The following is a 25,914-nucleotide window of genomic DNA, read 5'->3' on the forward strand; positions in this document are numbered from 1 at the left end:
TTTGCCGGACAGGGCCTGACGGTCCCTCCTACCCCTCGGCCTTCACCAGGCCGTCCTCGACGAGCCCGGCCAGGACCGCCTCTCCGAGGGCGTGGACGGCGGACCGGGGCCGGACCATGACGGTGAACTCCTTGATCCTGCCGTCGTCGGCGAAGTGCAGCAGGTCGATGCCGTGGATCTCCTTGCCGCCCGCCCTGGCGCGGAACAGCAGCACCGCCGACGGGGCGGGCGTTCCGTCGGCGCTGGTCTGTGCGGTGCCGGTGTGGTCACCGACGTAGTGGAAGTCCTCGAAGGTGCGCAGGAGGACTCCGAAGAGGCCCAGCACCATCGGCTTGCCCTCGAAGGGGGTGAACTTCACGGGGCTGTAGAGGCGGATGTCCTCGGTGAACAGGCCGTCCAGGGCCGCGAGGTCGCGCTGGTCGACGGCGGCACGGAAACGATCGGCAGTGGTCATGGTCTGGCTCGCCCCTCTTCATAGTCATGAATGTGACTAGTCACTTTCATGACTATCATGGAACGTGCCTCCGCCGACAGGGACATGAACGAGGCGAAGAGGAAGAGACAGCAAGGAGACGATCCCGTGGCTCTACGGCACGCCCTGCTGGCAGCGCTGCTCGACGACGAGCTCAGCGGCTACCAGTTGGCCAAGGCGTTCGGCCTCGGCGTGGCGAACTTCTGGCACGCCCGGCCGCAGCAGCTCTACGCCGAGCTGGCCCGGCTGGAGAAGGACGGACTCATCGCGGGCCGCGAGGTCGTCCAGGAGGCCCGCCCCAACAAGCGCCTGTTCCGGGTGACGGGTGCCGGGATGGCGGAGCTCGAGGGTTTCACGGCCGCCGCCGCGAAGCCTTCCTTCATCCGTGACGACCTGCTCGTCAAGGTCCAGGCCGCCGACCACGTCGACACCGGCATGCTGATCGCGCAGCTCACCGAACGTGCCGACTTCGCACAGTCCAGGATCGACCTCTTCGGCAAACTGCTGCGTACGATGCGCGGCGACCGTACGGAGGAGGACTTCCTGCGCCACGGCGACCGCGTCGGCCCGTACTTGACGTGTCAACGCGGCCTCGCCTTCGAACAAGGCAACCGCGACTGGTGCGAGCACACGATCGCGGTCCTGCGCGAGCGGCAGCGGGCGGCCCGCCCCCGGACTGCGCCCGCGCCCAGCGCTGACACCGCACGCAGTCCGCGGCGCACTTGAGGTTGACGCTGCGGAGCGGGCGCGAGCTGTGTGCTGATCCGTTCGAGGTTGACGGCGACGGCGGTCAGAACGTGCCGGACGCGGGCCCTGCCCTGGTTTCTCTGTATTTCTACGGTTTCTACCGCGTGGCGTGCACCAAATAGCCTCCGGCCGTCGGGGCGGGTGTGGCGGCGCTGATCTGCGGCCACCGTCCCATTGCCTGCCCCACCTCGGAGTACGGCACGGACTCCGCCTTCCAGCCGCGCTCGGCAAACAAGGACAGCGGCTCATCCGTGCCGTAGTGCCAGACCGCCCCCTGCTCGGCGAGCGCATCCAGCATCGGGCGGGCTGCCGCGTCGCGGAACACGGACGCGGCGACGAACTCGGCCAGCAGATGGCTGCCGGGTGCCGAGCATCCGGTGATCCGGTCGAACAGCCTGATCACGTCGGCCTCTTGGAGGTACTGGGTGAGTCCCTCGACCAGCCAGCACGTGGGCAGGCCGGGCCGGAAGCCCGCCTGCGCCAGTGATCGCGGCCAGTCACCCGCGAGGTCCGCGCTCACCGCGACCCGGCGGCAGACGGGCTCGGGCACGTCCGCCAGCAGCGCGTCCTTCAGGCGCAAGAGCTCGGGCCGGTCCACCTCGTAGAGAGTGGTGCCGGCCGGGAAGGGCAACCGCTGGGCCCGGGTGTCCATGCCTGCCGCGAGCAGGACGAACTGCAGGAGCCCTTCCCCGGCACCGGCGATCCCAGTGAGCAGGTCGTCGAAGAACCGGGTGCGTACCGCGATGGCCGGCACCTCTCCCAGCTGGTCGGCGAGGGCCCGCGCGGACTCCCCGGCCAGCCTCCCAGCGAATACGTCGCTGAACAGCCGGTCGGGCCGCTCGGACTCCCTGGCCCGCAAGGCGGCGGTCAGCCGGGCGGTCCTGGCTACCGGATCAAGATCGGACATGGGTACTCCCCTCCCCCGCAAGAACGGTTCACTCGGCCAGGGCACGGCGCAGGACGGAACAGAGCGCGGCGATCTGCCGCTGCGACACCTCGGCGGACAGGATCGCCAGCGACCCGTGGAAGGTGCCGGGCCACTGGTGCAGTTCGACCGAGGTCCCCGCCTGGAGCAGGCGCTGCGCGTACTCGATGGCTTCGTCGCGGTTCGGGTCGAACTCCGCGGTGGCGATGTAGGCGGGTGGCAGGCCGGACAGGTCGGTGGCGCGGGCCGGGGCGGCGTACGGCGTGGCGGGCCGGGAGCCCAGGTAGTAGTCCATCACCGCGATGCGTATCGCTCGGTTGTTCCAGGGCGTGGCGGTGAAGTTCCGCGCCGACCAGGTCTCGTGCCGGTCGTCGAGGATGGGCTCGTTGAGCAGCTGGAAGCGGACCGGCGGCCCCTGCTCGTCGCGGGCCCGCAAGGTCATCGCGGCTGCGAGGTTCGCGCCGGCGCTGTGGCCGCCGACCGCGATCCGGTCCGGGTCGATGCCGAGTTCGTGGGCGTGCTCCGCCGCCCAGGTCAGTACGGCGTAGGCGTCGTCCAGAGCCGCCGGGAACCGGTGCTCGGGGGCACGGCGGTAGCCCACCGAGATCACCACCGCGCCGGAATCGGAGGCGATCCGGGTGGCCCAAGGGTGCTCGGCGTCCAGGCCGCCGAAGACGAATCCGCCGCCGTGCAGCCAGACGACGGCGCCCCGCGCCCGCTGCGGGCGGTAGATCCGCACCGGCACGCCCGGCTCTGCGGGCACAGTGCGGTCTTCGATCTCCAGGCCCGAGGTGTCCGGCGCTGGCCGCGTGGCGGCCAGCTCGTCGAAGTTCCTGCGGGTGCCGGCCACATCGGTCATGTCGACCTTGGGGAGCAAGGGAATGAATGCTTCGAGTTCGGGATCCATGCGAGCCATCCTCACGGTCGCCACCCCCACGGCTCATCCGCCGCCCGTTGGGCATGCCGACCCCATCACGCGACGATCGGCGCGCGGTCGGCGCCTATCCTTGCGCCATGGAGGCACTGGCCGAACGGATGTCGCACCTGGACTCGCACGTCCAGGGCACGATCCGCATCGTCGCGTTCTACGACACGCTGATGCGCCGCCGAGTGGATCTCCCGGCACTCGCCCGGGCCTCGGCGGGCCTGGCCGAGTGCGTGGCCGGGATCCGGCTGCACGGCACGGGGCGTGCGATTCGTATGGCGCCCGACGGCAGGAAGGCACCCGCTCCGCCGTCTCCCGCCACGGTCACCACCACAGCCACAGCCACAGCGCCGATCGTCCTCGACGAGGAGGAGATCGGTACGGTGTGGCTTGAACGCCCCGGCACGCCCGGCACCCTCGACGACGTCCTGCTGGACCGGCTCGCCATAGCCGCCGCGGCGGTCGTCGAGAGATACGGTCCGGCCAGCACCACCATGGCCGACCCCGCCCTCGTCGAACTGGCCATCAGCTCCGACAGTGACGAGGCGGCCAGAGTCCGGGCTCTACGGCTCCTGGGCTTCGCCACCGGCCTTCCCGTCCGGGTCGTCGCCGTACGCTCGCGGCTTCCCCTCGACAAGGTCGCCGCTCTGCTCTGCCCGGCCCGCCCCGTGAAGGCGGCAGCACTCACGGACGTGGGCGTCATCCTGGCCACCGGTCTCGACCACACCCGGTTGCCGACGGACGTACGCGCGGGAATCGGCACCACCGGGAGCCCTGACCGGTCATGGCGGGAGGCCCGCACCGCGCTCCGCTTCACCACCTCACGCGAGCCGGTCGTCCGTTACGACGACCTGGGGGTGCTGGCGCTCCTCGCCGAAATACCTGAGCACGCCGTACGCTGCAACGCTGACGTGGCGGCGCTCGCCCGGATGGCCGGCACTCCGGAAGACCTGGAGACGCTGGACGCCTACTGCGCGACCGGATCCCTGCGCCGGGCCGCCGACCTTCTCCATCTGCACCACAGCAGCGTTGCCCGTCGTCTCGAACACATCGCAAAGACCCTGGGCATCGACCTCACCGAACCGGCCGGACTGACGCGCGCCAGGCTCGCCCTGACCATGTGGCGGCTGCTCGACGACTGAGGGAGACCCGTCCCGCTCCGCGGTCTTGCGATCGTCCCGGAAGTCGTCACGAGTCACTGCTGAAAGGGGCGAAGCGAAGCCTCCGTCGGCTCCTCCAGGAGCGTCCGCGCGGCCGGTTCCGGCCCGCGGCCCGCCTCGCGCGCCGCCTGTTCGGCCCTCTCCGACCAATGGCGTGCCTCACCCGGCTGCCCCTCGCCGTAGGCGACCTGGGCCGGCAGCACGACCAGGGAGGCGGGCAGACCGGGCCCCGAGGGCGGCGCAGGAGGCGGAGCGGGCGCAGGAGGCGGAGTCGGCTCGACGGCTGGTGGAGGGCAGACCGCTGGAACCGGAACTTCAACCGGAACCGGCCCCCGGACTCACCGCGAGCGCGCCCAGAGCCGCGCGCGCCGCGGCCGCGCAGCCGCCAGGTGCGGGAGATCGCAGAGCAGGCTCTGGAAGCAAACCGTTGGTGGGCGCCGCATCAGCAACGTCTACTGCAAGGCCTGGCGCGCCACGCGGTAGCGGAGATAGACGACTCCTGAGCTGAAGGTGCGGGTCTCGACGAGTTCGAGATCCACCCGGCGCTCGCGCTGAGGAAAGTACGGAATGCCACCGCCGACGAGTACCGGGTAGACCCTGGTCCGGTACTCGTCGATCAGACCCGACGCGGCCGCCTCTGCGGCGAGGGTCGCGCCGCCGATCGCGATGTCGCCCTCCCCCGGCTCGGCCCGCAACCGCTCGATCTCCTCCGCCAGGCCTCCGGAGGCCAGGCGGGCATTGCCCTGCACGGTTGACAGCGTGGTGGAGAACACCACCTTCGGGAGCGCCTTCCAGATCGCGGCCCACTCGAGCATTGAGTCGTCGAGCGACGGATCCTGGTCGGCGGTCTCCCAGTACAGCATCGTCTCGTACAGCCGTCGCCCCAACAGATGGACGCCGACCTCCCGAATCTCGTCGGTGACGAAGCGGAAGACCTCCTCGTCGGGCGCCGTCCAGCCGAAGTTGCCGTCCGGCCCGACGATATAGCCGTCAAGCGAGATGCCCATCGAATAGGTCACGCTGTGCATCAGGAAGCCCTCCTCGGGAACAGGTCCGACACTACGACCGCCGGACCGAATACAGGGCGTTCCGCGACGAGAACCCTCCGGCCGTGGCCGGAATAGGCCTGCTCGGGTGCTGTCGCTCTCCCGGCCTTGGCGAGGTTCGCTTGTCCCGCCGCACATGGGCAACGGCGTTGGCCCACGGCGATCCCGGCGAGAGCGATTCCCCTGTTCGTGAGGGTCTGAACGAGGCGCGGATCGTCGGCCGTCGGGCCGGGGGAATCCACCGCCACAGCTTCACTGTCCTCGATCGACGTGCACACGGCCGGGCCGCCGGGCGTTTCTCCGACTACCGTCCGCGACGCCTGGCATGGCGTCGGCGAGGCACTCACGGTGCCCGCGAGGGCCGGCACGTGTGGCTGGATGTCCTGATCAGAACGGAGCGGTGAACAGTTCCCAGGGGCCCACGGCGGTTGCCCTGGCCCGCAGCATTCCGTAGGTGTCGCCGCCGTAGCCCAGTTCGGCGGAGACCAGTCGGCCGTTGGCTCGCGAGGTGATCACCACGCTGCCGTAGCACGCGGAGGCCGTACCACGTTTCGCATGATCTGCGATCACAGCCGACAGGTCCTGTGGTGCATGGTCTTTCGTGGCGGTGGCCGCGGACCACGCCGCTGGGGCCATGGCGCACATGAGCGCGAGCAGTAAGGACATCACCATGCCCACGCGTCTGCCGGTACGAAGCGGTCTTGTCATCATGCTCCTTCGCCGGTGGTCGCCCTTCGCCCGCGTCTCGCCGGCAAGGGGCCGTCGTCGCGCGCAGCATCTCGTCGGCGGGGTGCCGCCGCAAGCGTTCGATCCGCTGAGCGGACCTTGGGTCGGCCGGGAAGTGACTGACGGCCTTGGCGTGCCGGCGACGCAGACCGACCCGGGGCGGCTCGTCAAGCGCGCCGGCCGGGTGTGCGGGCCGCTGAGGGATCGGTGACTTCGGCGGTAACCGGCCTGCCCGCGCTCCGTACGGCTCCCACATGAGCACGCCGGAAGTAATGCTTCAGGAGGGTCTGTCCGGCGGATCTTGCCGGGCCCGCGCGGCGGAAGCGGCTGGAACCTCCTCCAGAGGGAGGTCCTACCGGGCACCGGGCGCTTCCGGTCACCTTGCCCGGCGTGGCCGTGCGGGCGGTAGAGGACCCCGCCGGCGTCGGGCTGGGCGCGCACACCGACGCCGTGGCGGCGCTGCTCGACGCGGAGGGCCCGGGGGTCGTGCCGGTGGCGCACCGTTACGGCGTCTTCCCCGCCCTCGCGGCGGCCGACCGGCGCCCCGGACAGGTCGCCCGCGTGGTGTTCGTGGACACCCGCTTCCCGGAGCCGGGTGAGTCGGTGGTGGCGCAGATGCCGCAGCCCGGCCTCCTGGACCGCGCCGCCTGCGGCGTCATCCCGGTGCCCGAGGAGATCCCGGCGGTGCACGCCGTCCCGTCGGCGGAGCTGGAGCGCTACCACCGCCCGGCCGCGTGCCCCCGCCGCCCGGCCACGCCCCCGCCGCCCGGCGCCGCCGCACACGCAGTTCCGCCACACGCCTCACTCGCGACCCAGCCGACAGCGCCGGAACGCCTCGAACTTGCCGGTGGCATCGTCGGCGGCTCCGGCAGCCGGGGAACTCCCGTCGTCACAGGTCACAAGGCACGTCTTCGCCTTCAAGGCACACGCAGGCAGCTACCGTTCGGTCGATCCGGCTTCAAAGCCTGAGCACAAGTTGCACACATCCCCCTCTTCAGGCGGGCCTCAATGGTCTACATTGACCTTCGCTTCGCATGTTTGGACACGAAGCGACAAATAGTGATCTTCAGGTCCGGCGCCACAGACAGCCAGCAGTCGCATCCCCGGCACCAGGTGCGGGGTGATCAATTCTTGGAGCCCGAGAGGGGGGACCTTGGGCATGGGGAGCAACCGTCAGCGGGTTCCCGCGAACCTCAAGTCTCCCGCAGGACACGCGAGTTCTCTGCTGCCCGGGCGGGGTTCTCACGGAGCGCTGCGATAGCCGGTTGTCATTCGCGGGGGCGGGGGCCTCCCGGAAAGAGGAACAGCGCGGCGCGGGGGGCGGGGGCCTCCCGAAGGGAGGAACAGTGCGGGGGGCGCGAGCCTCCCGGAGGGGGAGGAACAGTGTGGAGCGAACGCGTCGAGCCCACTGGCGGCCTGGAGGGGGATGTGCAGCAGGGGGAAGGGGAATTAGTCAGCCCGTTTTTACCGGCGCGCGGGCGGCCGGTGAACGGGGCGACCAACCAGCCCGCGACCAACCAGCCCGCGACCGACTGGGAGCAGCGGTACCGCCGTACCGTGATCACCAGCGATACCGTGGCCACCGCCTTCGTGGTGGCGGCGATCGGCGGCTTCTTCGGGGTCCGGGACGCGGCCGACTGGCACGAGAAGTGGAGAATCCTCGCCTTCGGCACTGAGTTGCTGGTGCTGGGGGCGCTCGCGGTGAACCGGTCGTGGGCTCCGGCCGTGCTCGGTCAGGGCGCCGAGGAATTCCGCCGGCTCGGACGCTCACTGTTCACGGCGGCCGTCGTACTGGCGCTCGGCGGGATCGCCCTCACCTCGCACAACATCAAGCTCTGGATCTTCGTCGCCCTCCCGGCGATCGCGCTCGCCACCATGACCGAGCGGTATCTGCTCCGCCTCTGGCTGCACAAACAGCGCAAGGAAGGACGGTGCCTGCGCCCGGTGCTCGCTGCCGGGAGCCCGGCCACCGTGCGCGACCTGATCACCCGGACCCGCAAGTTCCCGCACCTCGGCTGGCGGGTGGAGGCGGTGTGCACGCCGGACGGTCTCGGGCTCGACGGTGACCGGCTGGACGGGGTGCCGGTCGTCGGCCGGCTGACGGACGTCGCGGGCCACGTCCACCGCGACGGCTACCGTGTCGTCGCGATCACCCCGGACCCCCACTGGTCACCGGACCGGTTGCAGCGGCTGGCCTGGAACCTCGAAGGCAGCGATGCCGAGATGATCGTGGCTCCCGTGCTGATGGAGGTGGCCGGCCCCCGGCTGCACGTCGACGCGGTGCTCGGGATCCCGCTGCTGAGGGTCAGCATGCCGACCTTCACCGGGGGCCGCCGGGTGATCAAAGGGGTCGTCGACCGGGTGGGCGCGGCGATCCTGCTGGTCCTGTTCGTGCCGCTGATGGTGCTCGTCGGGCTGCTCGTGCTGGCGGACAGCCGGGGTGGGGCGTTCTACCGCCAGCGAAGAGTCGGCAAGGACGGCCGCGAGTTCACCATCTTCAAGTTCCGCACCATGGTCGCCGGAGCCCACGGGGCGCGTGCCGAGCTGGCCGGCCTCGACGAGGGCGCCGGGCTGCTGTTCAAGGTCCGCCGGGATCCGCGGGTGACCCGGGTGGGAACGGTGCTGCGCCGGTACTCGATCGACGAGCTCCCGCAGCTCTTCAACGTGCTCACCGGATCGATGTCGCTCGTCGGTCCGCGGCCTCCGCTGCCGGAGGAGTCGGCCGCGTACGGCCCGGACATCCGGCGGCGGCTGCTGGTCAAGCCCGGGCTCACCGGCCTGTGGCAGATCAGCGGGCGCAGCGACCTGCCGTGGGAGGAGGCGGTCCGGCTGGACCTGCGGTACGTGGAGGACTGGTCGCTCGCCCTCGACACGGTGATTTTGTGGAAGACGCTGCGTGCGGTGCTGCAGGGGCAGGGGGCCTACTGATGCGCGAGGGGCGTCGTCCGGTCGGCGCACGGACGGCAGGCCACGAGGGCCTGCCCGGGGGGAGGAACGCGTCATGAGAGTCAGCGTCTTAGGGCTCGGCTACGTGGGCTGCGTGTCGGCCGCGTGCCTGGCCCGCCTCGGTCACGAGGTCATCGGGGTGGACGTGAACCAGGTGAAGGTCGACCTGGTCAACGACGGCAAGGCCCCGGTGGTCGAGGAGCGGATCGGCGAGCTCATCGCCGAGGTCGTGCGGGCCGGGGCGTTGCGCGCCACCGGTGACGTCCGCGAGGCGATCATGGGCAGCGAGGTGTCGCTGGTCTGCGTGGGCACGCCGTCGGAGCCCAACGGCAGCCTGTGCACCACGTACCTGGAGCGGGTCACCGAGCAGATCGGTGCCGCGGTGGCCGAGCGGGGTGGGCGGCAGACCGTGGTGTTCCGCAGCACCATGCTCCCGGGCACCTGCCTGAACCTGCTGGTGCCGATCCTGGAGAAGTACGCCGGCGGCACGGCCGGGGTGGACTTCGGTGTCGCGGTCAACCCGGAGTTCCTGCGCGAGGGCACGAGCGTGCGGGACTTCTTCGACCCGCCCAAGACCGTCATCGGCGAGCTCGACCCGGCGAGCGGCGACGTGGTGGCGGCGTTGTACGACGGCTTGCCCGGCGAGGTGTTCCGGGTGCCGGTCCCGACGGCCGAGGCGATCAAGTACGCGGACAACGCGTTCCACGGCCTCAAGATCGGCTTCGCGAACGAGCTGGGCACGGTGTGCCAGGCGCTCGGGGTGGACTCGCACCAGGTGATGGACGTGTTCCTCGCCGACCGCAAGCTCAACATCAGCCCCGCCTATCTGCGGCCCGGCTTCGCCTTCGGTGGCTCCTGCCTGCCCAAGGACCTGCGCAGCCTGGTCCACGCGGCGCGGCGGGCCGACGTCTCGGTGCCCATCCTCGCCAACGTGCTGCCCTCCAACTCCGCGCATCTGCAGCGCGCGGTGGAGCTGGTCGAGCGCGCCGGCAAGCGCCGGGTGGGCCTGTTCGGGTTGTCCTTCAAACCCGGCACCGACGACCTCCGCGAGAGCCCGCTCGTCGAGCTGGCGGAGAGGCTCTTCGGCAGGGGTTACGACCTGCGGATCTACGACCCCAACGTGAACCTCTCCCGGCTGCTCGGCGCGAACCGCGAGTACATCGAGACCCGGCTGCCGCACCTCGCGCAGCTGCTCGCGGAGTCCGTCGGCGAGGTGCTCGAGCATGCCGAGGTGTGCCTGGTCGGGACCAGGGATCCGGACGTGCTCGCGGCGCTGCCCCATGGCGACGGCCCGGTGATCGTCGATCTCATCCGCCTTCCCGACGCCGAGGCGCGCCGGGCCGAACCGGGGTACGTGGGCCTTGCTTGGTGACACATCGTTCGGTGACGCAACCAGCGGCGACGGGCCGGCCCGTCGCGCGCTGATCCTGGTGGAGAACCTGTCGGTGCCGTTCGACCGGCGGGTGTGGCAGGAGTGCACGACGTTGCGCGACGCGGGCTGGACGGTGCACGTCATCTGTCCTCAAGGGGAGAAGCGGGACACGGAGCCGGAGGCGGAGATCGACGGGGTGCGGATCCACCGCTACCCGCTGCGCGCGGCCACCGGAGGGCCGGCCGGCTACCTGCGGGAGTACGGATCGGCGCTGTGGCATACGGTCCGGCTGGCCCGCAAGGTCGGCCCGGTCGACGTGGTCCACGCCTGCAACCCGCCCGACCTGCTGTTCCTGCCGGCGCTGTGGCTGAAGCGGCGCGGCGCGCGGTTCGTCTTCGACCAGCACGACCTGGTCCCCGAGCTGTACCTCTCCCGGTTCGACCGCGGTGAGGACGTGCTCTACCGCGCCGTGCGAGCCCTGGAACGGCGGACCTACCGGGCCGCGGACGTGGTGCTCGCCACGAACGAGAGCTACCGGGACGTCGCGGTGCGCCGTGGCGGTAGACGCCCTGCTGACGTTTTCGTTGTGCGCAGCGCTCCCCAGGCCGACCGGTTCCAACCCGTTCCGCCCGAGCCGGAGTTGAAGCGCGGCAAGCCCCATCTGCTGTGCTACCTCGGCGTCATGGGTCCGCAGGACGGCGTCGACTACGCCTTGCGGGCCCTCGCGAAGCTGCGCGACGATCTCGGGCGGACCGACTGGCACGCGGTGTTCGTCGGCTCCGGTGACGCCTTCGACGCGATGGTGGAGCTGTCCCGGCGGCTCGGACTGTCCGAGCAGGTGCAGTTCACCGGGCGCGTTCCGGACGCCGACCTGGTGCGCTACCTGTCCACCGCGGACGTGTGCCTCTCACCCGACCCGCGCAATCCGCTCAACGACGTGTCGACCATGAACAAGGTCCTGGAGTACATGGCAATGGGCCGGCCGATCGTCTCCTTCGACCTCCGGGAGGCGCGCGTCTCCGCCGGTGACGCCGCCGTCTACGCGCCCGCCAACGACGAGGCCGAGTTCGCGGGGCTCATCGCGCTGCTCCTCGACGATCCGCAGAAGCGGGCCCGGATGGGCAAGATCGGCCAGGAACGCATCGGCGGGCCGCTCTCCTGGCGGAACTCGCAAGCGTCTCTGCTCGCCGCCTACGCCGCTGCCTGCCGCGACCGCGCTCCGGTGCCGGCGGGCGACCCGGGCCGGGTACGGAAGAGGCCGCGCCGTTGAGCGACGACACGATACGCCTGGTCACGATCGGCCGGATCATCCGTCGGCGCCGGCGGCTTCTCGCCATCCTCACCGTGGTGGGTGCGCTCGTCGGCTACGGCACCTCGCTGCTGTTTCCGCCGCGTTACACGACGTCGGCATCAGTACTGCTGCCGGGGCAGTGGGAGGAGCGCGCGCTGCTGACCCAGGCGGAGATCGCGACCAGTTCCGTGGTGGTCGGCCGCGCGGCGGTCACGCTCGGCTGGACCGGGGTCAGCAGCAGCAAGCTGCGGAACCAGGTGAGCGCCAAGGCCACCGACGGGAACATCATCAAGATCTCGGGGACGGCCGACACCCCGAAGCGCGCGCAGCAGCTCTCCGACCAGATGGCCCAGCAGTTCGTCACCTTCGCCGCGCGGATCGCGGGCGACAACTCCGACTCCGAAGCGGCGTCGGGGCCCGAAGCGCTGCGGAAGATGGTGGTGCAGACCAGCCGCCGCATCACCGACCTCGCCGATGCGGCCGGTGCGGGACAGAGCGTGGAGAGCGTGCAGACCCGCACCGAACTCGCGAAGCTGCGCACCGCGCTGCAGGAGGCCGTCAAAAAGCTGGACCAGGCCGCCCCGGCCGCCAACAAGGCCAACATGCTCGTCATGGGGCCGGCTGCCCGGCCGTCCGGCGAGGCACCGCCGACGAGGGTGCAGCTCATCGTCGCCGGGGCGCTGCTGTTCTTCCTGCTCGCGGTCATCGGCCATCTCACCGCCGCGCGGAAGAGCCGCCGGCTGCGCACCGAACCGGAGATCGCCGCGGCGCTGGGCTCGGCACCGCTCGGCGCCGTCGACGTTCTTGGTGAACGGCCCGCGCACCGGCCGGAAGGCCGTGGCCCGCGGGCCCGGATCCGCCGACTGCTGGGCGTCGACGTCCGGTGGGACGTACCGGACCCGCGGGCCTGCGGCGACGAGGCCGGCCGGCAGATCCGCTACCGGCGGGTGTGTGCCCGCCTCCGGGGCCGGCTGCCGGCCCCCCGGCGGCTGCTGGTCGTCGTCCCGGACGGCGACGAGACCGCCCGCCGGGCCGCCGGGCAGCTCGTCGCCGAGGCAGGGGGCGATCCGCTGCTGCGGGTGGTGGAGGTTCCGGTGTCCCGGCCGCTGGTTCCGGACGGCGACAGCGAGTCGGGTGCCCTGGTCGTGCTCAGCGCGGGCAGCTGGACCGCAGGGGAGCTCGCCGGCGTCGCCGAGGCGTGTGCGGATGCCAAGCACGAGGTCGTCGGCTTCGTCGTCGCCGGCATGGTCCGGGCCCGTCCGGCGCGATCTGCCGGCCGTCCTGCGGAGGACGCCACGCCGGCGCTCGCGGTCGGCGACGGCGCGAGGGGAGGTTCAGGGTGACGACGCATACGACTTCGGAACCCTCGGCCGCCGCGCCGCTGCTCGACCTGCAGACGCTGGTGGCCGCGGTGCGCAGGCGGCGCCGCCTCTGGTCTTCCCTGGCGCTGCTGGGGCTGCTGCTCGGCGCGGCAGTGGCGGTCCTGCTGCCGCCGCCACCGACCGCGGTGACCACGGTGCTGGTCGCGCATCAGGCGGACCAGCCGAACGACCCCGGAACGCTGATCCGCACCGACGTCGCGCTGCTGCGCACCACGAGGGTCGCCGGTAAGGCTCTGCAGTCCCTCGGTTCCCCGGAAAAGCCGGAGGACTTCATGCAGCACTACGGGGGTACCGGGTTGACCAACAACCTGCTGCAGATCAAGGTGACGGGTGACAGCACCGCGGAAGCGACGGACCGGGCCGAGGCGCTGGCGGACGCGTTCGTCGCGGACCATGTGAGGCGGCTGCAGGAAGCCGCGAACGCCGAGGCCAAGGCCCTGCTCGACCAGCGTGACCGTATGCAGGACGAGCTCGCCCAGGTCAACAAGGCGATCGGGGACCGCTCGCCGGGAAGCGACCCGAAGGCGTCGGCGAGCATCGAGTCGCTCTTCGCCCGCCGGGCCGAGCTCACCACGCGGATCGCCGATTTCGGCCAGCGCGCCGCGGAGGCGCGCACCGGCACGCCCAAGCTCATCGCCGGCACACAGATCGTGGACGCCCCGCGCGCGGTGCGGCACTCCCTGCCCAGGACCGCCCTCACCGACGCCGCGGTCGGGCTCGCCCTCGGACTCGCCCTCGGACTCGCGGTGGCCGCGGTCGGCGCGGTGGTGGCGGACCGCCCCGTGCTGCGCCGGGAGATCGCGGCGAACCTGGGCGCCTCGGTCATCGCGGAGCTGCGCCGCGCGCCGCGCCTGCCGGCCGTGCCGTGGCAGCGCCGGCGGAGCCACGACGCGGCACGCGAACGGCTCACCACGACCCTGGCCCGCACCGTACGGGGCTCCGCGGAACCGGTGTCGCTGCTGGAACTGGGCTGTGCGCACAGCGCGAGCCTGATCGCCCTGGACCTCGCCGGGGCTCTGGCGGCGGAGGGACCCGTGGTCGTCGTCGATGGTCTGCCCGGCCCGCAGCTCGCCAACGGCCGGCGGCCGGGAGACCCGGTCGTGGTCAGCGGCGAGCGTGCCGCGGCCGTGTCGCATCAGGAGCGCCGGCTCGGCGTCGGCTCGGTGGCGCCCGGCACGGCGTGGACCGACCTCCGGTACCTCGGCACCCGGACCGTGCTCGTCGTGCGTGCCGGGCACGGCAGCGCCGCATGGCTGCACACCGTGGCGCGGCAACTCGCTGACCAGCGCATTCCGGTGATCGGTGTGGTGCTGATCGACCCCGATCCGCGTGACCGGACCGACGGCACGCTGTGGGACGGGCTGCACGTCGCGCTGCGGGGCGGCAGCGAGCGGCCGGCCCGGCAGAACGGGACGGACCCGTTGCAGACGAACCGGTCGCCATGGGCTGCAAAGCTCCGGGACAGCGACCAGGAGGCGCGGTAGGACATGTGTGGCATCGCAGGCACTTACCGGTGGCCGGACGGGAAGGCCGTGACCGACCGGCTCACCGATACCCTCGCCCACCGCGGTCCGGACGGGGCGGGCCGGTACGGCCACCCCGTCGGTGACGGCGAAGTGCACCTCGGGCACCGCCGGCTGGCCATCATCGACCTGTCCGGGACCGGCGCCCAGCCGATGGCCTCGGACGGCCTCGTCCTGACGTACAACGGCGAGCTGTACAACGCGCCCGAGCTGCGCGCCGAGCTGGCGGCCGCCGGGGTGCGCTTCCGCGGCACCTCCGACACCGAGGTGCTGCTGGAGGCCTGGCGGCGCTGGGGCACGGGCTGCCTGCCCCGGCTGCGCGGCATGTTCGCGTTCGGGATCTTCGACGAGCGCACCGGTGAACTGGTGCTCGCTCGCGACCAGCTCGGCATCAAGCCGCTGTTCCTGCTCCGGCGCGGCGAGGGCCTGGTGTTCGCCTCCGAGCTCAAGGCGCTCGCCGCCGTGACCGGCGGGACGCTGCAGGTGGACCATGCGGCGCTGGTGGCCTCGCTGCTGTACTACTGGGTGCCGGACTCGCGCTGCGCGTTCCGCGAGGCGGAGAAGCTGCCGCCGGGGAGCTGGCTCCGGTGCCGGCCCGACGGCCGGGTGGAGCGCGGCCGGTTCTGGCACCTGAAGGACGTCGCCGCCGAGGGCCGCGAGCGGGCCCGCAGGGGCGAGCGACCGGACCTGGCCGCCGTCGTCGAGGAGTCGACGCGGCGCCACCTGCTCTCCGACGTGCCCGTGGCGGCCTTCCTCTCCGGCGGTCTCGACTCCAGCTATCTGACCGCGCTTGCGGCCCGGCACCAACCCGGGATCTCCGCCTACACGATCGGGTTCCGCGCCGAGGACGCCAGGTTCGAGGCGATGCCGGAAGACCTGCGCTACGCCCGGCGGGTGGCCGAGCGCTTCGGCGTCGACCTGCACGAGATCGAGATCGCTCCGAACGTGCTCGACCTGCTGCCGCGGATGACGTACCACCTGGACGAGCCGATCGGCGACCCCGCCGCGATCAACACCTTCCTGATCTGCTCGGCCGCCCGGGAGGCCGGGGTCAAGGTGATGCTCTCGGGCATGGGCGCCGACGAGCTGTTCGCCGGTTACCGCAAGCACCTGGCCAACCTGATCGCGCTGCGCTACCAGCGCGTCCCGCGGCCCCTGCGGCGCGGCCTGTCCAAAGCCGTGGACCGGCTGCCGGTGGCCACGGCCCGCCGGGGGTACCGGTCGGTGCGGTTCGCGAAGCGGTTCCTCTCCTTCGCCGATCTGCCGGAGGAGACCGCTTTCCGGCGCAGCTACACCTTGTACGACCGGGAGGAGCTGCTCGCCCTGGTCGATCCGGACCTGGCCGGGACGGTCGAGGACGTGCTCGCCGAGCACGCGGACGTCTATCAGGACAACGACCTCGACGACTTCGTCAACCGCATGTGCCTGGGCGACGCCCGGATGTTCCTGCCGGGCCTGAACCTCGCGTACACGGACCGCTCCAGCATGGCCGCGTCGACCGAGGTGCGGGTGCCGTACGTGGACGTCGAGGTGGTCAAGGCGGCGTTCGCCGTGCCCGGCGAACGCAAGATCGTCGGACGGCAGGGCAAGGCCGTCCTCAAGGAGGCGGCCGTCTCGGTCCTGCCCCGGGAGATCGTCTACCGGCCCAAGGGCCTGTTCAGCGCCCCGCTGCGGGCCTGGATGAGCCGGGATCTGGCGCCGCTGGTGCGCGAGGTGGTGCACGACGGCGTGCTCGTCGGCTCCGGGCTCCTGCGCCGCGACGCGCTGGCGCGCATGGTCGCCGAGGACGCCTCCGGGCAGCGGGACTTCTCCAAGCATCTGTGGCACGTGCTGACCCTCGAGTACTGGTATCGCGACGCGACCTCTGGGTCCGGCCAGAGCACTCGGTTGACGGCTTAGGAATTCAGAGGAGTTCGGGTGAAACAGGTCGTGCAGAACTACAAGAGCGGCGAGCTGGCGGTGCTCGACGTTCCGGTGCCGGGGTGCAAGCCGGGCGGTGTGCTGGTCCGCACCGCCTACTCGCTGATATCCACCGGGACCGAGCTCATGAAGGTGTCCGAGGCCGGCATGTCGATGCTGGGCAAGGCCCGCTCCCGGCCGGACCAGGTGGCCAAGGTCATGCAGAGCGTGGCCACCAACGGGGTGCCCGCCACCTACCGCAAGGTGATGGGCAAGCTGGACTCCTACACGCCGCTGGGCTACTCGCTGTGCGGGGTGGTCGAGCAGGTCGGCGCCGGGATCGACGAGGTGAAGGCCGGCGACCTCGTGGCCTGCGCCGGCAACGAGCACGCGCTGCACGCCGAGCTGAACTGGGTGCCGAAGAACCTCTACGCCCACGTGCCGCACGGCCTCGCGCCGCGGCACGCGGCCTTCGGCACCGTCGGGTCGATCGCGTTGCAGGGCGTTCGCCGCGGCGAGCCCCGGCTGGGCGACGTGGCGCTGGTCATCGGCCTCGGGCTGATCGGGCAGCTGGTGGTGCAGTTGCTGGGCGCTTCGGGGGTCCGCGTCGTGGGGGCCGATCCCGACCCGGCGCGCTGCGAGCTCGCCGAGCGCCTGGGCGCCGCCGCCTGCGGCGACCCCGCCTCCGCGGCCGTGGAAGCCGCCGTCGCCGAGCTCACCGGCGGTCACGGCGTGGACCAGGTGTACCTGGCGGCCGGCGGCGGCAGCAACCAGCCCGTCGAGCTGGCCGCCCGCCTGAGCCGGGACCGCGGCCGGGTCGTCGACATCGGCAAGTGCCGCCTGGACCTGCCGTGGAACGCGTACTACGAGAAGGAGCTCGACGTCCGGTTCTCCCGCTCGTACGGCCCCGGGCGCTACGACCCGGAATACGAGCTCGACGGGAGGGACTACCCGATCGGCTACGTGCGCTGGACCGAGCGCCGCAACCTGGCGTGCTTCCTCGACCTCCTCGCCCGCGGCCGCGTCGACGTGGAGCCCTTGGTCTCCCACATCGCCGGCTTCGACGACGCCGTCGAGACGTACCGGCGCCTGAAGGACGGCGACCTGAAGGCCGTGGCCGTGCTGTTCCGGTACCCCGAACGCTCAGGGGAAGGCGAAGGGGAAGCGGAGGCCCCGGCGATGGCCGTGCCCGCCGTGAGACGCAGCGGCGCAGTGCCCGCCCCGGCCCGGCCCGTCAAGACCCCGGTACGGCTGGCGTTCGTCGGCGCGGGGAACTATGCGACGTCGATGCTGCTGCCGCACCTGGCGCAGCGCGACGGCGTCGAGTTGTCCACGGTCGTCACCACGACGGCGCTGTCCGCGGCCAACGCGAAGCGGAAGTTCGGCTTCGCCGGGGCGACCACCGATCTCGACGCCGTGCTCGGCGACGAGTCCGTCGACGCGGTGTTCGTGGTCACCCGGCACAGCTCGCACGCCGAGCTGACCCGAAGGGCGCTGCTGGCCGGCAAGGCGGTGTTCGTGGAGAAGCCCCTGGCCCTCACCGAGGACGAGCTGGCCGGTGTGCTCGCGGCGGTGGAGGAGTCCGGCAACGACCGGCTGCAGGTGGGCTTCAACCGCCGGTTCGCGCCGCTGCTGCAGGAGGCCAGGAAGCGGTTCGGCGCCCGGACCGGGCCGGCGAGCCTCCGCTACCTGGTCAACGCGGGCCGGCTGCAGCACGGCAGCTGGTACCTCCAGCAGGGCACCGAGGGCTCGCGGTTCGCCGGCGAGGGCGGGCACTTCATCGATACGGCGAGCTGGCTGCTCGAGGCCGATCCGGTCTCGGTGTACGCGGTCGCCACGCCCGGCAACGAGGACCTGAACGTCGTGCTCCGCTACCCGGACGGGTCCACCGCCACCATCAGCTACGTCACCACGGGCGCGCCCGGCTTCCCCAAGGAGACGCTGGACCTCGTCGCGGACGGCAAGGTGCTGCGGCTCGACGACTTCGTCCGTGCCTCGCTGTATTCCGAAAAGAGCACGGCCGGCCGCAAGCGGTGGGTCAGTTCGCGGCTGCCCCAGGCCCGGGACAAGGGACAGAACGCCGAACTGGCCTCGTTCGTCAAGGCCGTGCGGACCGGCGGGCCGATGCCGGTGCCGCTTCAGTCCCTGGCCGCCACCACGGCGGCCACCCTCGCCGTACAGGCCTCGCTGACCGGTGGTGCGCCGGTGACGCTGGCGAGGGCGCGATGACCATGAGCGCGGGCTGGTACCTGCGCCGGTTGTCCCGGATGGGCCCGCGGGAGGTCGGCGGCCGGGTGGGCGACGCGGTGCGCAGGCGGCGGTGGCGCTCGGCGCTGCCGGACTCCCCGAGCGTGACCGGCGCCCGGTTCACCGCGGTGCTGCCCGCCGGGACGATCGCCGCGGTGCCGCCGGACGCCGCGAAACGTCTTATCGCCGAGGCGGACCGGCTGATGGCCGGGCACGCCGGGTACTTCGGGGTGGACCGCGACGACCTGGCCGACCCGGACTGGTGGTACGACCCGAAGACTGGGCGGCGGGCTCCGTGGGGCTACGCCTTCGACGTGCCGTACCGGAACGAGGACGCGGCCGGGGACGTCAAGCAGATCTGGGAGCTGTCCCGGCACCAGTACCTCACCGTGCTCGCCGCCGCCTACGCGGTCACCGGGAACGAGCGGTATGCCGAGCGCGTGGCCGAGCACCTGCGGTCGTGGTGGGCGGCCAACGCGCCGCTGCGCGGAGTGCACTGGATCAGCGGCATCGAGCTGGGGATCCGGCTGCTGTCCTGGGTGTGGATCCGCCGGCTGCTGGACGGCTGGCCGGGCGCGGCCGGGCTGTTCGAGGGCAACCCGGTGGCGCTGCACCAGATCTGGCACCACCAGCGCTGGCTGGCCGCCTTTCCCAGCCGGGGGTCCTCGGCGAACAACCACGTCATCGCCGAGGCCGCCGGGCAGTTCGCCGCGGCCTGCGCGTTCGGGTGGTTCCCCTCCTCGGCGCGGTGGCGGGCCGGCGCGCTGCGGTCGCTGGAGCGGCATCTGCGCGGCAACACCTTCGGCTCCGGCCTCAACCGCGAGCTGGCCACGGAGTACCACGGGCTGGTGCTGGAGCTCGGCCTGGCCGCGGTGGCCGAGGCGGATGCCGCCGGCGTGCCCGTCCCCGCGTCGGTCCGGCTGGTGCTCCTGCGGATGACCGACGCGCTCGCGGCGATCGTGGACAACCGGTTGCGGCCGCCGCGCCAGGGGGACGCGGACGACGGGCACGGTCTGGTCGTGGACGGCGCGGGCACCGACCGCTGGGCCTCGCTGCTGGCCACCGGGGACGCCGTGTTCGGCCGGCTCGCCTGGTGGCCGGAGGTGACCGGAACCGATGTGCGCACCCCGCTGCTGGCCGCGCTCATCCGGCCGTACGCGAAGAACGGCACCTCACCGGCCGTGAGCCGCCCGGCGAGCCGGCCGGCCCACTTCGCCGACGCGGGCATGACCATCCTGCGCGGCCCGGCGGAGATCTGGTGCCGCTGCGACGGTGGCCCGCACGGGTTCCTGTCCATCGCCGCGCATGCCCACGCGGACGCGCTGTCCGTGGAGGTGCGGCACGACGGGGTCGACGTGCTCGCCGATCCGGGGACGTTCTGCTACCACGGGCAGCCCGAGTGGCGGCAGTACTTCCGGTCGACCCTCGGCCACAACACCCTGCAACTGGACGGCGGTGACCAGTCCGTCTCCGGCGGCCCGTTCCTGTGGACCCGGCATGCCCGCAGCCGCGTCCTGGTCGCGGACGCCTCCGGCGCCTCCGACGGCGGGACCGCCCGCTGGCGCGCCGAGCACGACGGTTACCAGGGCTCCGTGCACCGCCGCCGGGTGGAGCTGACGGCCGCGGCCAAGGAGCTGCGGGTGGTGGACGAGGTTCACGGACAACACGGTCCGCGCCGGGCCGTGCGCCTGGCGTTCCACCTCGGCCCGGCGATCGCCGTGGACCTGGTGGGGAACCGGGCAGTGCTCACCTGGACCCGGGACGGCGAGGACCGCTCCGCGGTGCTCGACCTGCCCGGGCAGCTGAGCTGGCGCGCGCACCGCGGCGAGACGGCCCCGCCGCTGGGCTGGTACTCCGCCGGATTCGGGCGCAAGGAACCCTCCACCACGCTGATCGGCACCGGCTTCGCCGACGGCGCGGAGGGGTTCACCACCGTACTCGGGTTCCACGGCTAGGAGGGGCGCGTGGAGATCAAGTGGCAGCACTGGGCGTTGCCGGCGGCAGCGCTGGTGCTGGTCCTGCCGGCGGCGACCGGCTGCACGAGCACGTCGGACGACCCGGCGGAGCAGGCCGGTACGCCGTCCACGTCCGGGGCGCCCTCCGCGTCCGTGGCCCGGGTGTGCGCCAAGCCCGGGGCCGGGCCGGCGACGGCGCCGGCGGGCGCGGTGACGGTCGACCCCGCGGTGGTCGGGGACCTGGCCGCGAAGACCAAGAGCAGCCCCCCGAACACCACGTTCTGGCTCCAACCGGGCACGCACAGGCTCGAATCGGACCGCTACGCCCAGGTCGTCCCCAAGGAGGGGGACAGCTACCTCGGCGCGCCGGGCGCGGTGCTCGACGGCCGGAAGACCAACCAGTACGCGTTCGGCGGTACCGCCCGCAACGTCTCCATCCGCTACCTGACCGTGCAGGGTTTCGTCGCCCCGCAGAACGAGGGCGTGGTCAACCATGACTCGGCCGACGGGTGGGTGATCGAGCACGCGACGATCCGGGACAACTCCGGCGCCGGGCTGATGGCCGGTGCCCGCCAGCAGGTCCGCGCCAGCTGCCTGCGCGGCAACGGACAGTACGGAATGAACGCGTACAAGACCGGCGACCCCATCAGCGGCCTGGTGGTCGAGGGCAATGAGATCACGGGCAACAACACCGACGACTGGGAGCGGCGGCAGGAGGGCTGCGGCTGCACCGGAGGCGTCAAGTTCTGGGCCGTCAACGGTGCCGACGTACGCGGCAACTGGGTGCACGACAACCGCGGGACCGGGTTGTGGGCGGACACCAATAACAACGACTTCCGCATCGAGGGCAACGTGCTCGAGGCCAACGACGGTGCCGCGCTGCTCTACGAGACCAGCTACAACGCGCTCATCCGGAACAACACGATCCGGCGGAACAACTGGGTCGAGGGCCGCAGGAGCGCCGACCGCGGCGACGACTTCCCGTTCGCGACCGTCTATCTGTCCGAGTCCGGCGGCGAACCACGGATCCGGGCCCGCACGGACAAGATCGAGCTCTACGGGAACGTGCTGGAGAACAACTGGTCGGGGATCACCCTGTGGGAAAACGCCGACCGGTTCTGCAACAGCCCGGCCAACACCTCCTCCGGTGACTGCACGCTGCTGGTGAAGAACACCAAGCGCTGCGCACAGCCGACGATCGCCACCGCGCCGCTCTACGCCGACTGCCGGTGGAAGACCCAGCGGGTGGACATCCACAACAACCGCTTCGTGCTGGACAAGTCCGTCGTCGACTGCACGGTGAAGTGCGCCCGGATGGCGGTGCTGGCCAACTACGGCACCTATCCGGACTGGTCGCCGTACAAGGGCCAGCCGGTGGCTGAAGCGATCACCCACAAGCAGCAGAACCACTGGCACGACAACGTCTACCTCGGACCGTGGAGCTTCGTCGCCCACGACCCGAGCCGGATGCTCGACTTCGAGCAGTGGCAGGGCACGCCGTACCAGCAGGACGCGGGCAGCACCTTCCAGCCGCAGGCCGGTGGTTGACATGGGCCGGGACCTGACGCGCGACGGGCTGCCGGGCGGGCCGGATGCCTCGGGCACGCGGCCCGGCGCCGGACCGCGCCCTGCCGGCGCGCCGAAAGCCGTCGGCATCGTCTGGGGGTTGCTGGTCCTCAACACGCTCGGCTCCGCCGGGGCGAAGACCATCGTCCCGCTGCCCCGCTCCCTCATCCAGGTGGCCACCATGGGCGCGCTGGTCGCCGCGTTCGCGCTGGCGCTCGCCCTCAATCTCCGGCTGCGCGTCCGGGCCGGCGCCTTCCTGTTCCTGCTGACCCTGCTGCTGGTGCCGAGCGTGATCTCCAGCGCGCACCTGGAGTCCGGTTTCGGCGCGCTGTTCCGCTGCGCCCGGCTCGCTCTCTTCGTCGGCACACTGTGGCTGCTCAGCCGCTGGTGGGACGGCAGCCCGTCGTTCGTCCGGCACCACATCCGGATGTACTTCGCGGTCCTCGCGTCGGTGGCCGCCGGCCTGCTCGTCTCACCGGGCGCGGCCATGCCCGGCCTCTACGGCGGGCGGCTGGTCGGCGCGCTGTGGCCGCTCACCCCGCCGCAGATCGGACAGTACGCCGCGGTCATCACCGGGCTCACCGTGCTGCTCGTACTGGACCGCCGGACCACCAGGGGCAGCGCGGCGGCGGTCATCGTGCCGTCACTCGTCCTGCTCGCCCTGACCCACACCCGCACGGCCACGCTCGCCCTGCTCGTCGGGTTGGCGTTGGCGATCGGCTCGCTCATCCTGACCAGCGCCGCCGCCCGCCGGTTCTTCGCCTGGGTGGTGCTGTGCGCCGCCGTCGCCGCGGTGGGGTTCAGCTCCGCGCTGCAGGCATGGTTCCTGCGCGGACAGGACAAGGAGAACTTCTCCAACCTCACCGGCCGGGCCAAGGTCTGGGACGCCCTGCTGGCAGCGCCCCGGACGGTCTCGGAGCAGGTGTTCGGCGTGGGCCTGGGCGACAAGTCGTTCGGCGGGCTGCCGATCGACAACAGCTGGCTGGCCGTCTACCAGGAGCAGGGGCTGACCGGCACCGCGATCGTGGCGGCGATCATCATCGTGCTGGGCGGCGCCGCGCTGCTGCGGCCACCGTCGCTGCCGAGGGCCTGCGCGATCTTCCTGATCAGCTACTGCGCGATCGCGTCGTACACCGAGGCCGGGCTGGGCGACGCCTCGCCGTATCTGCTGCACCTGACGGTGGCCGCCTCGCTGCTGGCGGCACCTGCCGCGGCCACTCCCCCGCCGGCGCCCGCAGTCCCTCAACGGCACATACCGCGATGGGCCCGAAGACCGGAGGTGACCTGAGCATGCACGTCCTCGTGGTGCACAACCGCTACTCCTCGGCGCAGCCGAGCGGGGAGAACAAGGTCGTCGACCAGGAGGTGGGGCTGCTGCGCGAGGCCGGCCACCGGGTCGAGGTGTTCGAGCGGCGCAGCGACGACATCGCCGCCCGGTCCCTGCCGGGCAAGGCCGCGGTGCCCCTGCTGGTGCCGTGGAACCCCGCGGTCCGCAAGGAGCTCGCCGCCCGGCTGCGCACCGAGCGGCCGGACGTGGTGCACGTCCACAACGTCTTCCCGCTCCTGTCGCCCGCGGTGCTGGCCGCCTGCGCCGACGCCGGCGTGCCCGCCGTCGCCACGCTGCACAACTACACCCAGGTCTGCCCGCCCGGCACGCTGCAGCGGGACGGCCGGCCGTGCACCGAGTGCGTCGGGGCGACGCCGCTGCCCGCCGTCCGGCACGGCTGCTACCGGAGCTCCCGGCTGGCGACGGTGCCGCTCGCGATCAGCCTGTCGGTCAACCGGCGGCGGTGGTGGTCGGGCGTGGAGCGGTTCTTCTGCATCTCCGCGGCGCAGCGCGACGTCCTGGCGCGGGCCGGCATGCCGCCCGAGCGGCTGGCGGTGAAACACAACTTCGTGCCCGAACCGGGCGCCCGCCGAGCGGGCGCCGGCGAACATCTGCTCTACCTCGGCCGGCTCGCGGAGGCCAAGGGCGTGCGGCTGCTCATGGCGGCATGGGACGAGGTCGCGGCGAGCGGTGGTGCGGGCGTGCCGCTCGTGATCGCCGGCGCGGGGCCGCTGGAGCGGGAGGTGACCGCCTGGGCGGCGGGCCGGGACGACGTGCGGTACGCCGGCCTGTACGACCCCGCCCAGTGCCGGCAGGCCGTCGCACGGTCGGTCGCCGTGGTGGCTCCCTCGACGTGGCTGGAGGCGTTCGGCCTGGTGGTCGTGGAGGCGATGGCGGCGGGGGTCCCGGCCGTCGCCGCCGGTCACGGCGCCTTCGTCGAACTCGTCGAGGACGGGGTGAGCGGGCTGCTGCACCGGCCGGGCGAGCCCGCCTCGCTCGCGGCCTGCCTGCGCCGGATCACGGCCGAGCCGGACCGCAACCGGGAGATGGGCCGGGCGGCCCGGCGCCGTTACGAGCAGGGGTTCAGCCCGGCCGTCGGGCTGGAGCGCCTGGTGGAGGGGTACCGCACCGCGATCGCGGTGCGGACGGAACTCATGGGGGGCAGCAAATGACACGATGCCGACTCTGCGGCTCGGCGACACTGGCGAGCGTCGTCGATCTGGGGGCGACCCCGCCGTGCGAGAGCTTTCTCGCCGCGGACCAACTGGACCTGCCGGAGCCGGCGTACCCGCTGCACCTGCGGGTCTGCACCGACTGCTGGCTCGCGCAGATCCCTCCGCTGATCACGCCGGAGGAGACGTTCAAGGAGTACGCGTACTTCTCGTCGTACTCGACCTCGTGGGTGGAGCACGCGCGCGCGTTCGTCGCCGACGCCGCGGCGCGGGTGGGGCTCGGCCCCGACGCCTTCGTGGTCGAGGTCGCGAGCAACGACGGGTACCTGCTCAAGCACGTGGTGGACCGGGGGATCCGCTGCCTGGGCATCGAGCCGTCGGTGAACGTCGGCGCCGCGGCGCGGGATGCGGGCGTGCCCACGCTCACGGAGTTCCTGGACCCGGCCACCGGCGCGGCCGTCCGCGCCGAGCACGGCCCGGCGGACCTGGTCGTGGCCAACAACGTGTACGCGCACATCCCCGACGTGGTCGGGTTCACCCAGGGGCTGCGCGCCCTGGTCGCCGACGACGGCTGGGTCTCCATCGAGGTGCAGCACCTGCTGACCCTGATCGAGAAGAACCAGTACGACACGATCTACCACGAGCACTTCCAGTACTACACGGTCGCGTCCGCGATCCGGGCGCTGGCGAGCGGCGGACTCGCGCTCGTGGACGTCGAGCTGCTGCCCACGCACGGCGGCTCCGTCCGGCTGTGGGCCCGGCCGGCCGAGGTGGCCGGCGAGCCGGCCCGGAGGGTGGCCGACGTGCTGGAGCGGGAGAAGACCGCCGGGCTGCAGGAGCTGTCCGGGTACACCGAGTTCTCCGCCCGGGTGGCCAAGGTGCGCCGGGACCTCCTGAAGTTCCTCATCGAGGCGGCCGAGCGCGGCGAGACGGTCGTCGGCTACGGGGCGCCGGGCAAGGGCAACACCCTGCTCAACCACTGCGGCATCCGGCCCGACCTGCTCGCGTACACGGTCGACCGCAATCCCTACAAGCACGGCAGGTTCACCCCGGGCACCCGCATCCCGATCCTGCCGCCCGAGCGGATAGCCGCCGACAAACCGGACTACGTCCTCGTCCTTCCCTGGAATCTGCGGGACGAACTCGTCGAGCAGCTGTCCTTCGTGCACGCCTGGGGCGGCCGGCTGGTCTTCCCCATCCCCGAACTGAGCGTTGTCGAGGTCACGTCTTGAA

Annotated in this window: 21 protein-coding genes; 16 read left to right on the top strand and 5 right to left on the bottom strand. The window is 72.0% G+C overall.

The window, feature by feature from the left end; translation table 11 throughout:
* Window positions 1-28: 28 nt before the first annotated feature.
* Window positions 29-454 (bottom strand): nuclear transport factor 2 family protein, encoded by a 426-nt coding sequence (locus ACOTKD_RS01680; protein ID WP_424886999.1) that lies wholly within the window; start codon window positions 452-454, stop codon window positions 29-31.
* A 126-nt stretch (window positions 455-580) separates the two neighbouring features.
* Between ACOTKD_RS01680 and ACOTKD_RS01685 the strand changes: the two genes are divergently transcribed.
* Window positions 581-1,198 carry a PadR family transcriptional regulator gene (locus ACOTKD_RS01685; RefSeq protein ID WP_424887000.1) on the top strand — a complete coding sequence of 206 codons (618 nt, stop codon included), beginning with the start codon at window positions 581-583 and terminating at the stop codon, window positions 1,196-1,198.
* Between the two features lie 118 nt (window positions 1,199-1,316).
* On the opposite strand, the gene ACOTKD_RS01690 is transcribed toward ACOTKD_RS01685, so the two are convergent.
* Both ACOTKD_RS01690 and ACOTKD_RS01695 read right to left on the bottom strand, forming a co-directional pair.
* Window positions 1,317-2,126: an SAM-dependent methyltransferase gene (locus ACOTKD_RS01690; RefSeq protein ID WP_424887001.1), complete on the bottom strand. Its 810-nt coding sequence runs from the start codon at window positions 2,124-2,126 to the stop codon at window positions 1,317-1,319.
* Window positions 2,127-2,154: 28 nt separating this feature from the next.
* Window positions 2,155-3,051, bottom strand: a complete 897-nt coding sequence (locus ACOTKD_RS01695; protein ID WP_424887002.1) for an alpha/beta hydrolase — start codon at window positions 3,049-3,051, stop codon at window positions 2,155-2,157.
* Window positions 3,052-3,158: 107 nt separating this feature from the next.
* Here ACOTKD_RS01695 and ACOTKD_RS01700 point away from each other — a divergent pair, with 107 nt between their 5' ends.
* A complete protein-coding gene (locus ACOTKD_RS01700) occupies window positions 3,159-4,211 on the top strand; it encodes a PucR family transcriptional regulator (RefSeq protein WP_424887003.1) in 1,053 nt (350 codons plus the stop codon).
* A gap of 470 nt (window positions 4,212-4,681) precedes the next feature.
* Here ACOTKD_RS01700 and ACOTKD_RS01705 read toward each other — a convergent pair whose 3' ends face one another.
* Window positions 4,682-5,257 carry a dihydrofolate reductase family protein gene (locus tag ACOTKD_RS01705; RefSeq protein WP_424887004.1) on the bottom strand — a complete coding sequence of 192 codons (576 nt, stop codon included), beginning with the start codon at window positions 5,255-5,257 and terminating at the stop codon, window positions 4,682-4,684.
* Window positions 5,258-5,662: 405 nt separating this feature from the next.
* Entirely contained in the window at window positions 5,663-5,791 is a 129-nt protein-coding gene (locus ACOTKD_RS01710; protein WP_424887005.1) for a hypothetical protein, read from the bottom strand.
* Window positions 5,792-5,909: 118 nt separating this feature from the next.
* Between ACOTKD_RS01710 and ACOTKD_RS01715 the strand changes: the two genes are divergently transcribed.
* The 14 genes from ACOTKD_RS01715 to ACOTKD_RS01780 all read left to right on the top strand — a co-directional run bounded on the left by ACOTKD_RS01715 (window position 5,910) and on the right by ACOTKD_RS01780 (window position 25,913).
* Complete coding sequence (locus ACOTKD_RS01715; RefSeq protein WP_424887006.1) at window positions 5,910-6,212, top strand: hypothetical protein; 303 nt, start codon at window positions 5,910-5,912, stop codon at window positions 6,210-6,212.
* A 179-nt stretch (window positions 6,213-6,391) separates the two neighbouring features.
* Complete coding sequence (locus ACOTKD_RS01720) at window positions 6,392-6,970, top strand: alpha/beta fold hydrolase (RefSeq protein WP_424887007.1); 579 nt, start codon at window positions 6,392-6,394, stop codon at window positions 6,968-6,970.
* Between the two features lie 459 nt (window positions 6,971-7,429).
* Complete coding sequence (locus ACOTKD_RS01725) at window positions 7,430-8,929, top strand: sugar transferase (RefSeq protein ID WP_424887359.1); 1,500 nt, start codon at window positions 7,430-7,432, stop codon at window positions 8,927-8,929.
* 73 nt (window positions 8,930-9,002) lie between these two features.
* A complete protein-coding gene (locus ACOTKD_RS01730; protein ID WP_424887008.1) occupies window positions 9,003-10,319 on the top strand; it encodes a nucleotide sugar dehydrogenase in 1,317 nt (438 codons plus the stop codon).
* Window positions 10,309-11,589 carry a glycosyltransferase family 4 protein gene (locus ACOTKD_RS01735; protein WP_424887009.1) on the top strand — a complete coding sequence of 427 codons (1,281 nt, stop codon included), beginning with the start codon at window positions 10,309-10,311 and terminating at the stop codon, window positions 11,587-11,589. Before ACOTKD_RS01730 ends, ACOTKD_RS01735 begins: the two co-directional genes overlap by 11 nt.
* Window positions 11,586-12,953, top strand: coding sequence for a Wzz/FepE/Etk N-terminal domain-containing protein (locus tag ACOTKD_RS01740; protein ID WP_424887010.1), 1,368 nt, complete (start codon window positions 11,586-11,588; stop codon window positions 12,951-12,953). Before ACOTKD_RS01735 ends, ACOTKD_RS01740 begins: the two co-directional genes overlap by 4 nt.
* Window positions 12,950-14,476, top strand: a complete 1,527-nt coding sequence (locus tag ACOTKD_RS01745; RefSeq protein WP_424887011.1) for a Wzz/FepE/Etk N-terminal domain-containing protein — start codon at window positions 12,950-12,952, stop codon at window positions 14,474-14,476. Before ACOTKD_RS01740 ends, ACOTKD_RS01745 begins: the two co-directional genes overlap by 4 nt.
* Before the next feature lie 3 nt (window positions 14,477-14,479).
* On the top strand, window positions 14,480-16,414 hold the full coding sequence (gene asnB, locus ACOTKD_RS01750; RefSeq protein WP_424887012.1) for an asparagine synthase (glutamine-hydrolyzing): 1,935 nt from the start codon (window positions 14,480-14,482) through the stop codon (window positions 16,412-16,414).
* Between the two features lie 18 nt (window positions 16,415-16,432).
* Window positions 16,433-18,643 (top strand): bi-domain-containing oxidoreductase, encoded by a 2,211-nt coding sequence (locus ACOTKD_RS01755; protein WP_424887013.1) that lies wholly within the window; start codon window positions 16,433-16,435, stop codon window positions 18,641-18,643.
* Window positions 18,640-20,616, top strand: coding sequence for an alginate lyase family protein (locus ACOTKD_RS01760; RefSeq protein WP_424887014.1), 1,977 nt, complete (start codon window positions 18,640-18,642; stop codon window positions 20,614-20,616). Before ACOTKD_RS01755 ends, ACOTKD_RS01760 begins: the two co-directional genes overlap by 4 nt.
* A gap of 9 nt (window positions 20,617-20,625) precedes the next feature.
* Complete coding sequence (locus tag ACOTKD_RS01765) at window positions 20,626-22,164, top strand: right-handed parallel beta-helix repeat-containing protein (protein ID WP_424887015.1); 1,539 nt, start codon at window positions 20,626-20,628, stop codon at window positions 22,162-22,164.
* A 1-nt stretch (window position 22,165) separates the two neighbouring features.
* Window positions 22,166-23,470 (top strand): O-antigen ligase domain-containing protein, encoded by a 1,305-nt coding sequence (locus ACOTKD_RS01770; RefSeq protein WP_424887016.1) that lies wholly within the window; start codon window positions 22,166-22,168, stop codon window positions 23,468-23,470.
* A gap of 2 nt (window positions 23,471-23,472) precedes the next feature.
* Window positions 23,473-24,681: a glycosyltransferase gene (locus ACOTKD_RS01775; RefSeq protein ID WP_424887017.1), complete on the top strand. Its 1,209-nt coding sequence runs from the start codon at window positions 23,473-23,475 to the stop codon at window positions 24,679-24,681.
* Window positions 24,678-25,913, top strand: coding sequence for a class I SAM-dependent methyltransferase (locus ACOTKD_RS01780; protein ID WP_424887018.1), 1,236 nt, complete (start codon window positions 24,678-24,680; stop codon window positions 25,911-25,913). The genes ACOTKD_RS01775 and ACOTKD_RS01780 overlap by 4 nt, the downstream gene beginning before the upstream one ends.
* The last annotated feature ends 1 nt before the right edge of the window (window position 25,914 follow it).

It is taken from the genome of Streptomyces sp. XH2, from assembly GCF_049725035.1.
Classification (GTDB): Bacteria; Actinomycetota; Actinomycetes; order Streptomycetales; family Streptomycetaceae; genus Streptomyces; species Streptomyces roseoverticillatus.

Coding starts and splice junctions, on each gene's coding strand:
- ACOTKD_RS01770 (WP_424887016.1), top strand. CDS start 22,166: ATGGGCCGGGACCTGACGCGCGACGGGCTGCCGGGCGGGCCGGATGCC.
- asnB (WP_424887012.1), top strand. CDS start 14,480: ATGTGTGGCATCGCAGGCACTTACCGGTGGCCGGACGGGAAGGCCGTG.
- ACOTKD_RS01715 (WP_424887006.1), top strand. CDS start 5,910: ATGGCGCACATGAGCGCGAGCAGTAAGGACATCACCATGCCCACGCGT.
- ACOTKD_RS01775 (WP_424887017.1), top strand. CDS start 23,473: ATGCACGTCCTCGTGGTGCACAACCGCTACTCCTCGGCGCAGCCGAGC.
- ACOTKD_RS01780 (WP_424887018.1), top strand. CDS start 24,678: ATGACACGATGCCGACTCTGCGGCTCGGCGACACTGGCGAGCGTCGTC.
- ACOTKD_RS01705 (WP_424887004.1), bottom strand. CDS start 5,257: ATGCACAGCGTGACCTATTCGATGGGCATCTCGCTTGACGGCTATATC.
- ACOTKD_RS01760 (WP_424887014.1), top strand. CDS start 18,640: ATGACCATGAGCGCGGGCTGGTACCTGCGCCGGTTGTCCCGGATGGGC.
- ACOTKD_RS01690 (WP_424887001.1), bottom strand. CDS start 2,126: ATGTCCGATCTTGATCCGGTAGCCAGGACCGCCCGGCTGACCGCCGCC.
- ACOTKD_RS01680 (WP_424886999.1), bottom strand. CDS start 454: ATGACCACTGCCGATCGTTTCCGTGCCGCCGTCGACCAGCGCGACCTC.
- ACOTKD_RS01700 (WP_424887003.1), top strand. CDS start 3,159: ATGGAGGCACTGGCCGAACGGATGTCGCACCTGGACTCGCACGTCCAG.
- ACOTKD_RS01695 (WP_424887002.1), bottom strand. CDS start 3,051: ATGGATCCCGAACTCGAAGCATTCATTCCCTTGCTCCCCAAGGTCGAC.
- ACOTKD_RS01730 (WP_424887008.1), top strand. CDS start 9,003: ATGAGAGTCAGCGTCTTAGGGCTCGGCTACGTGGGCTGCGTGTCGGCC.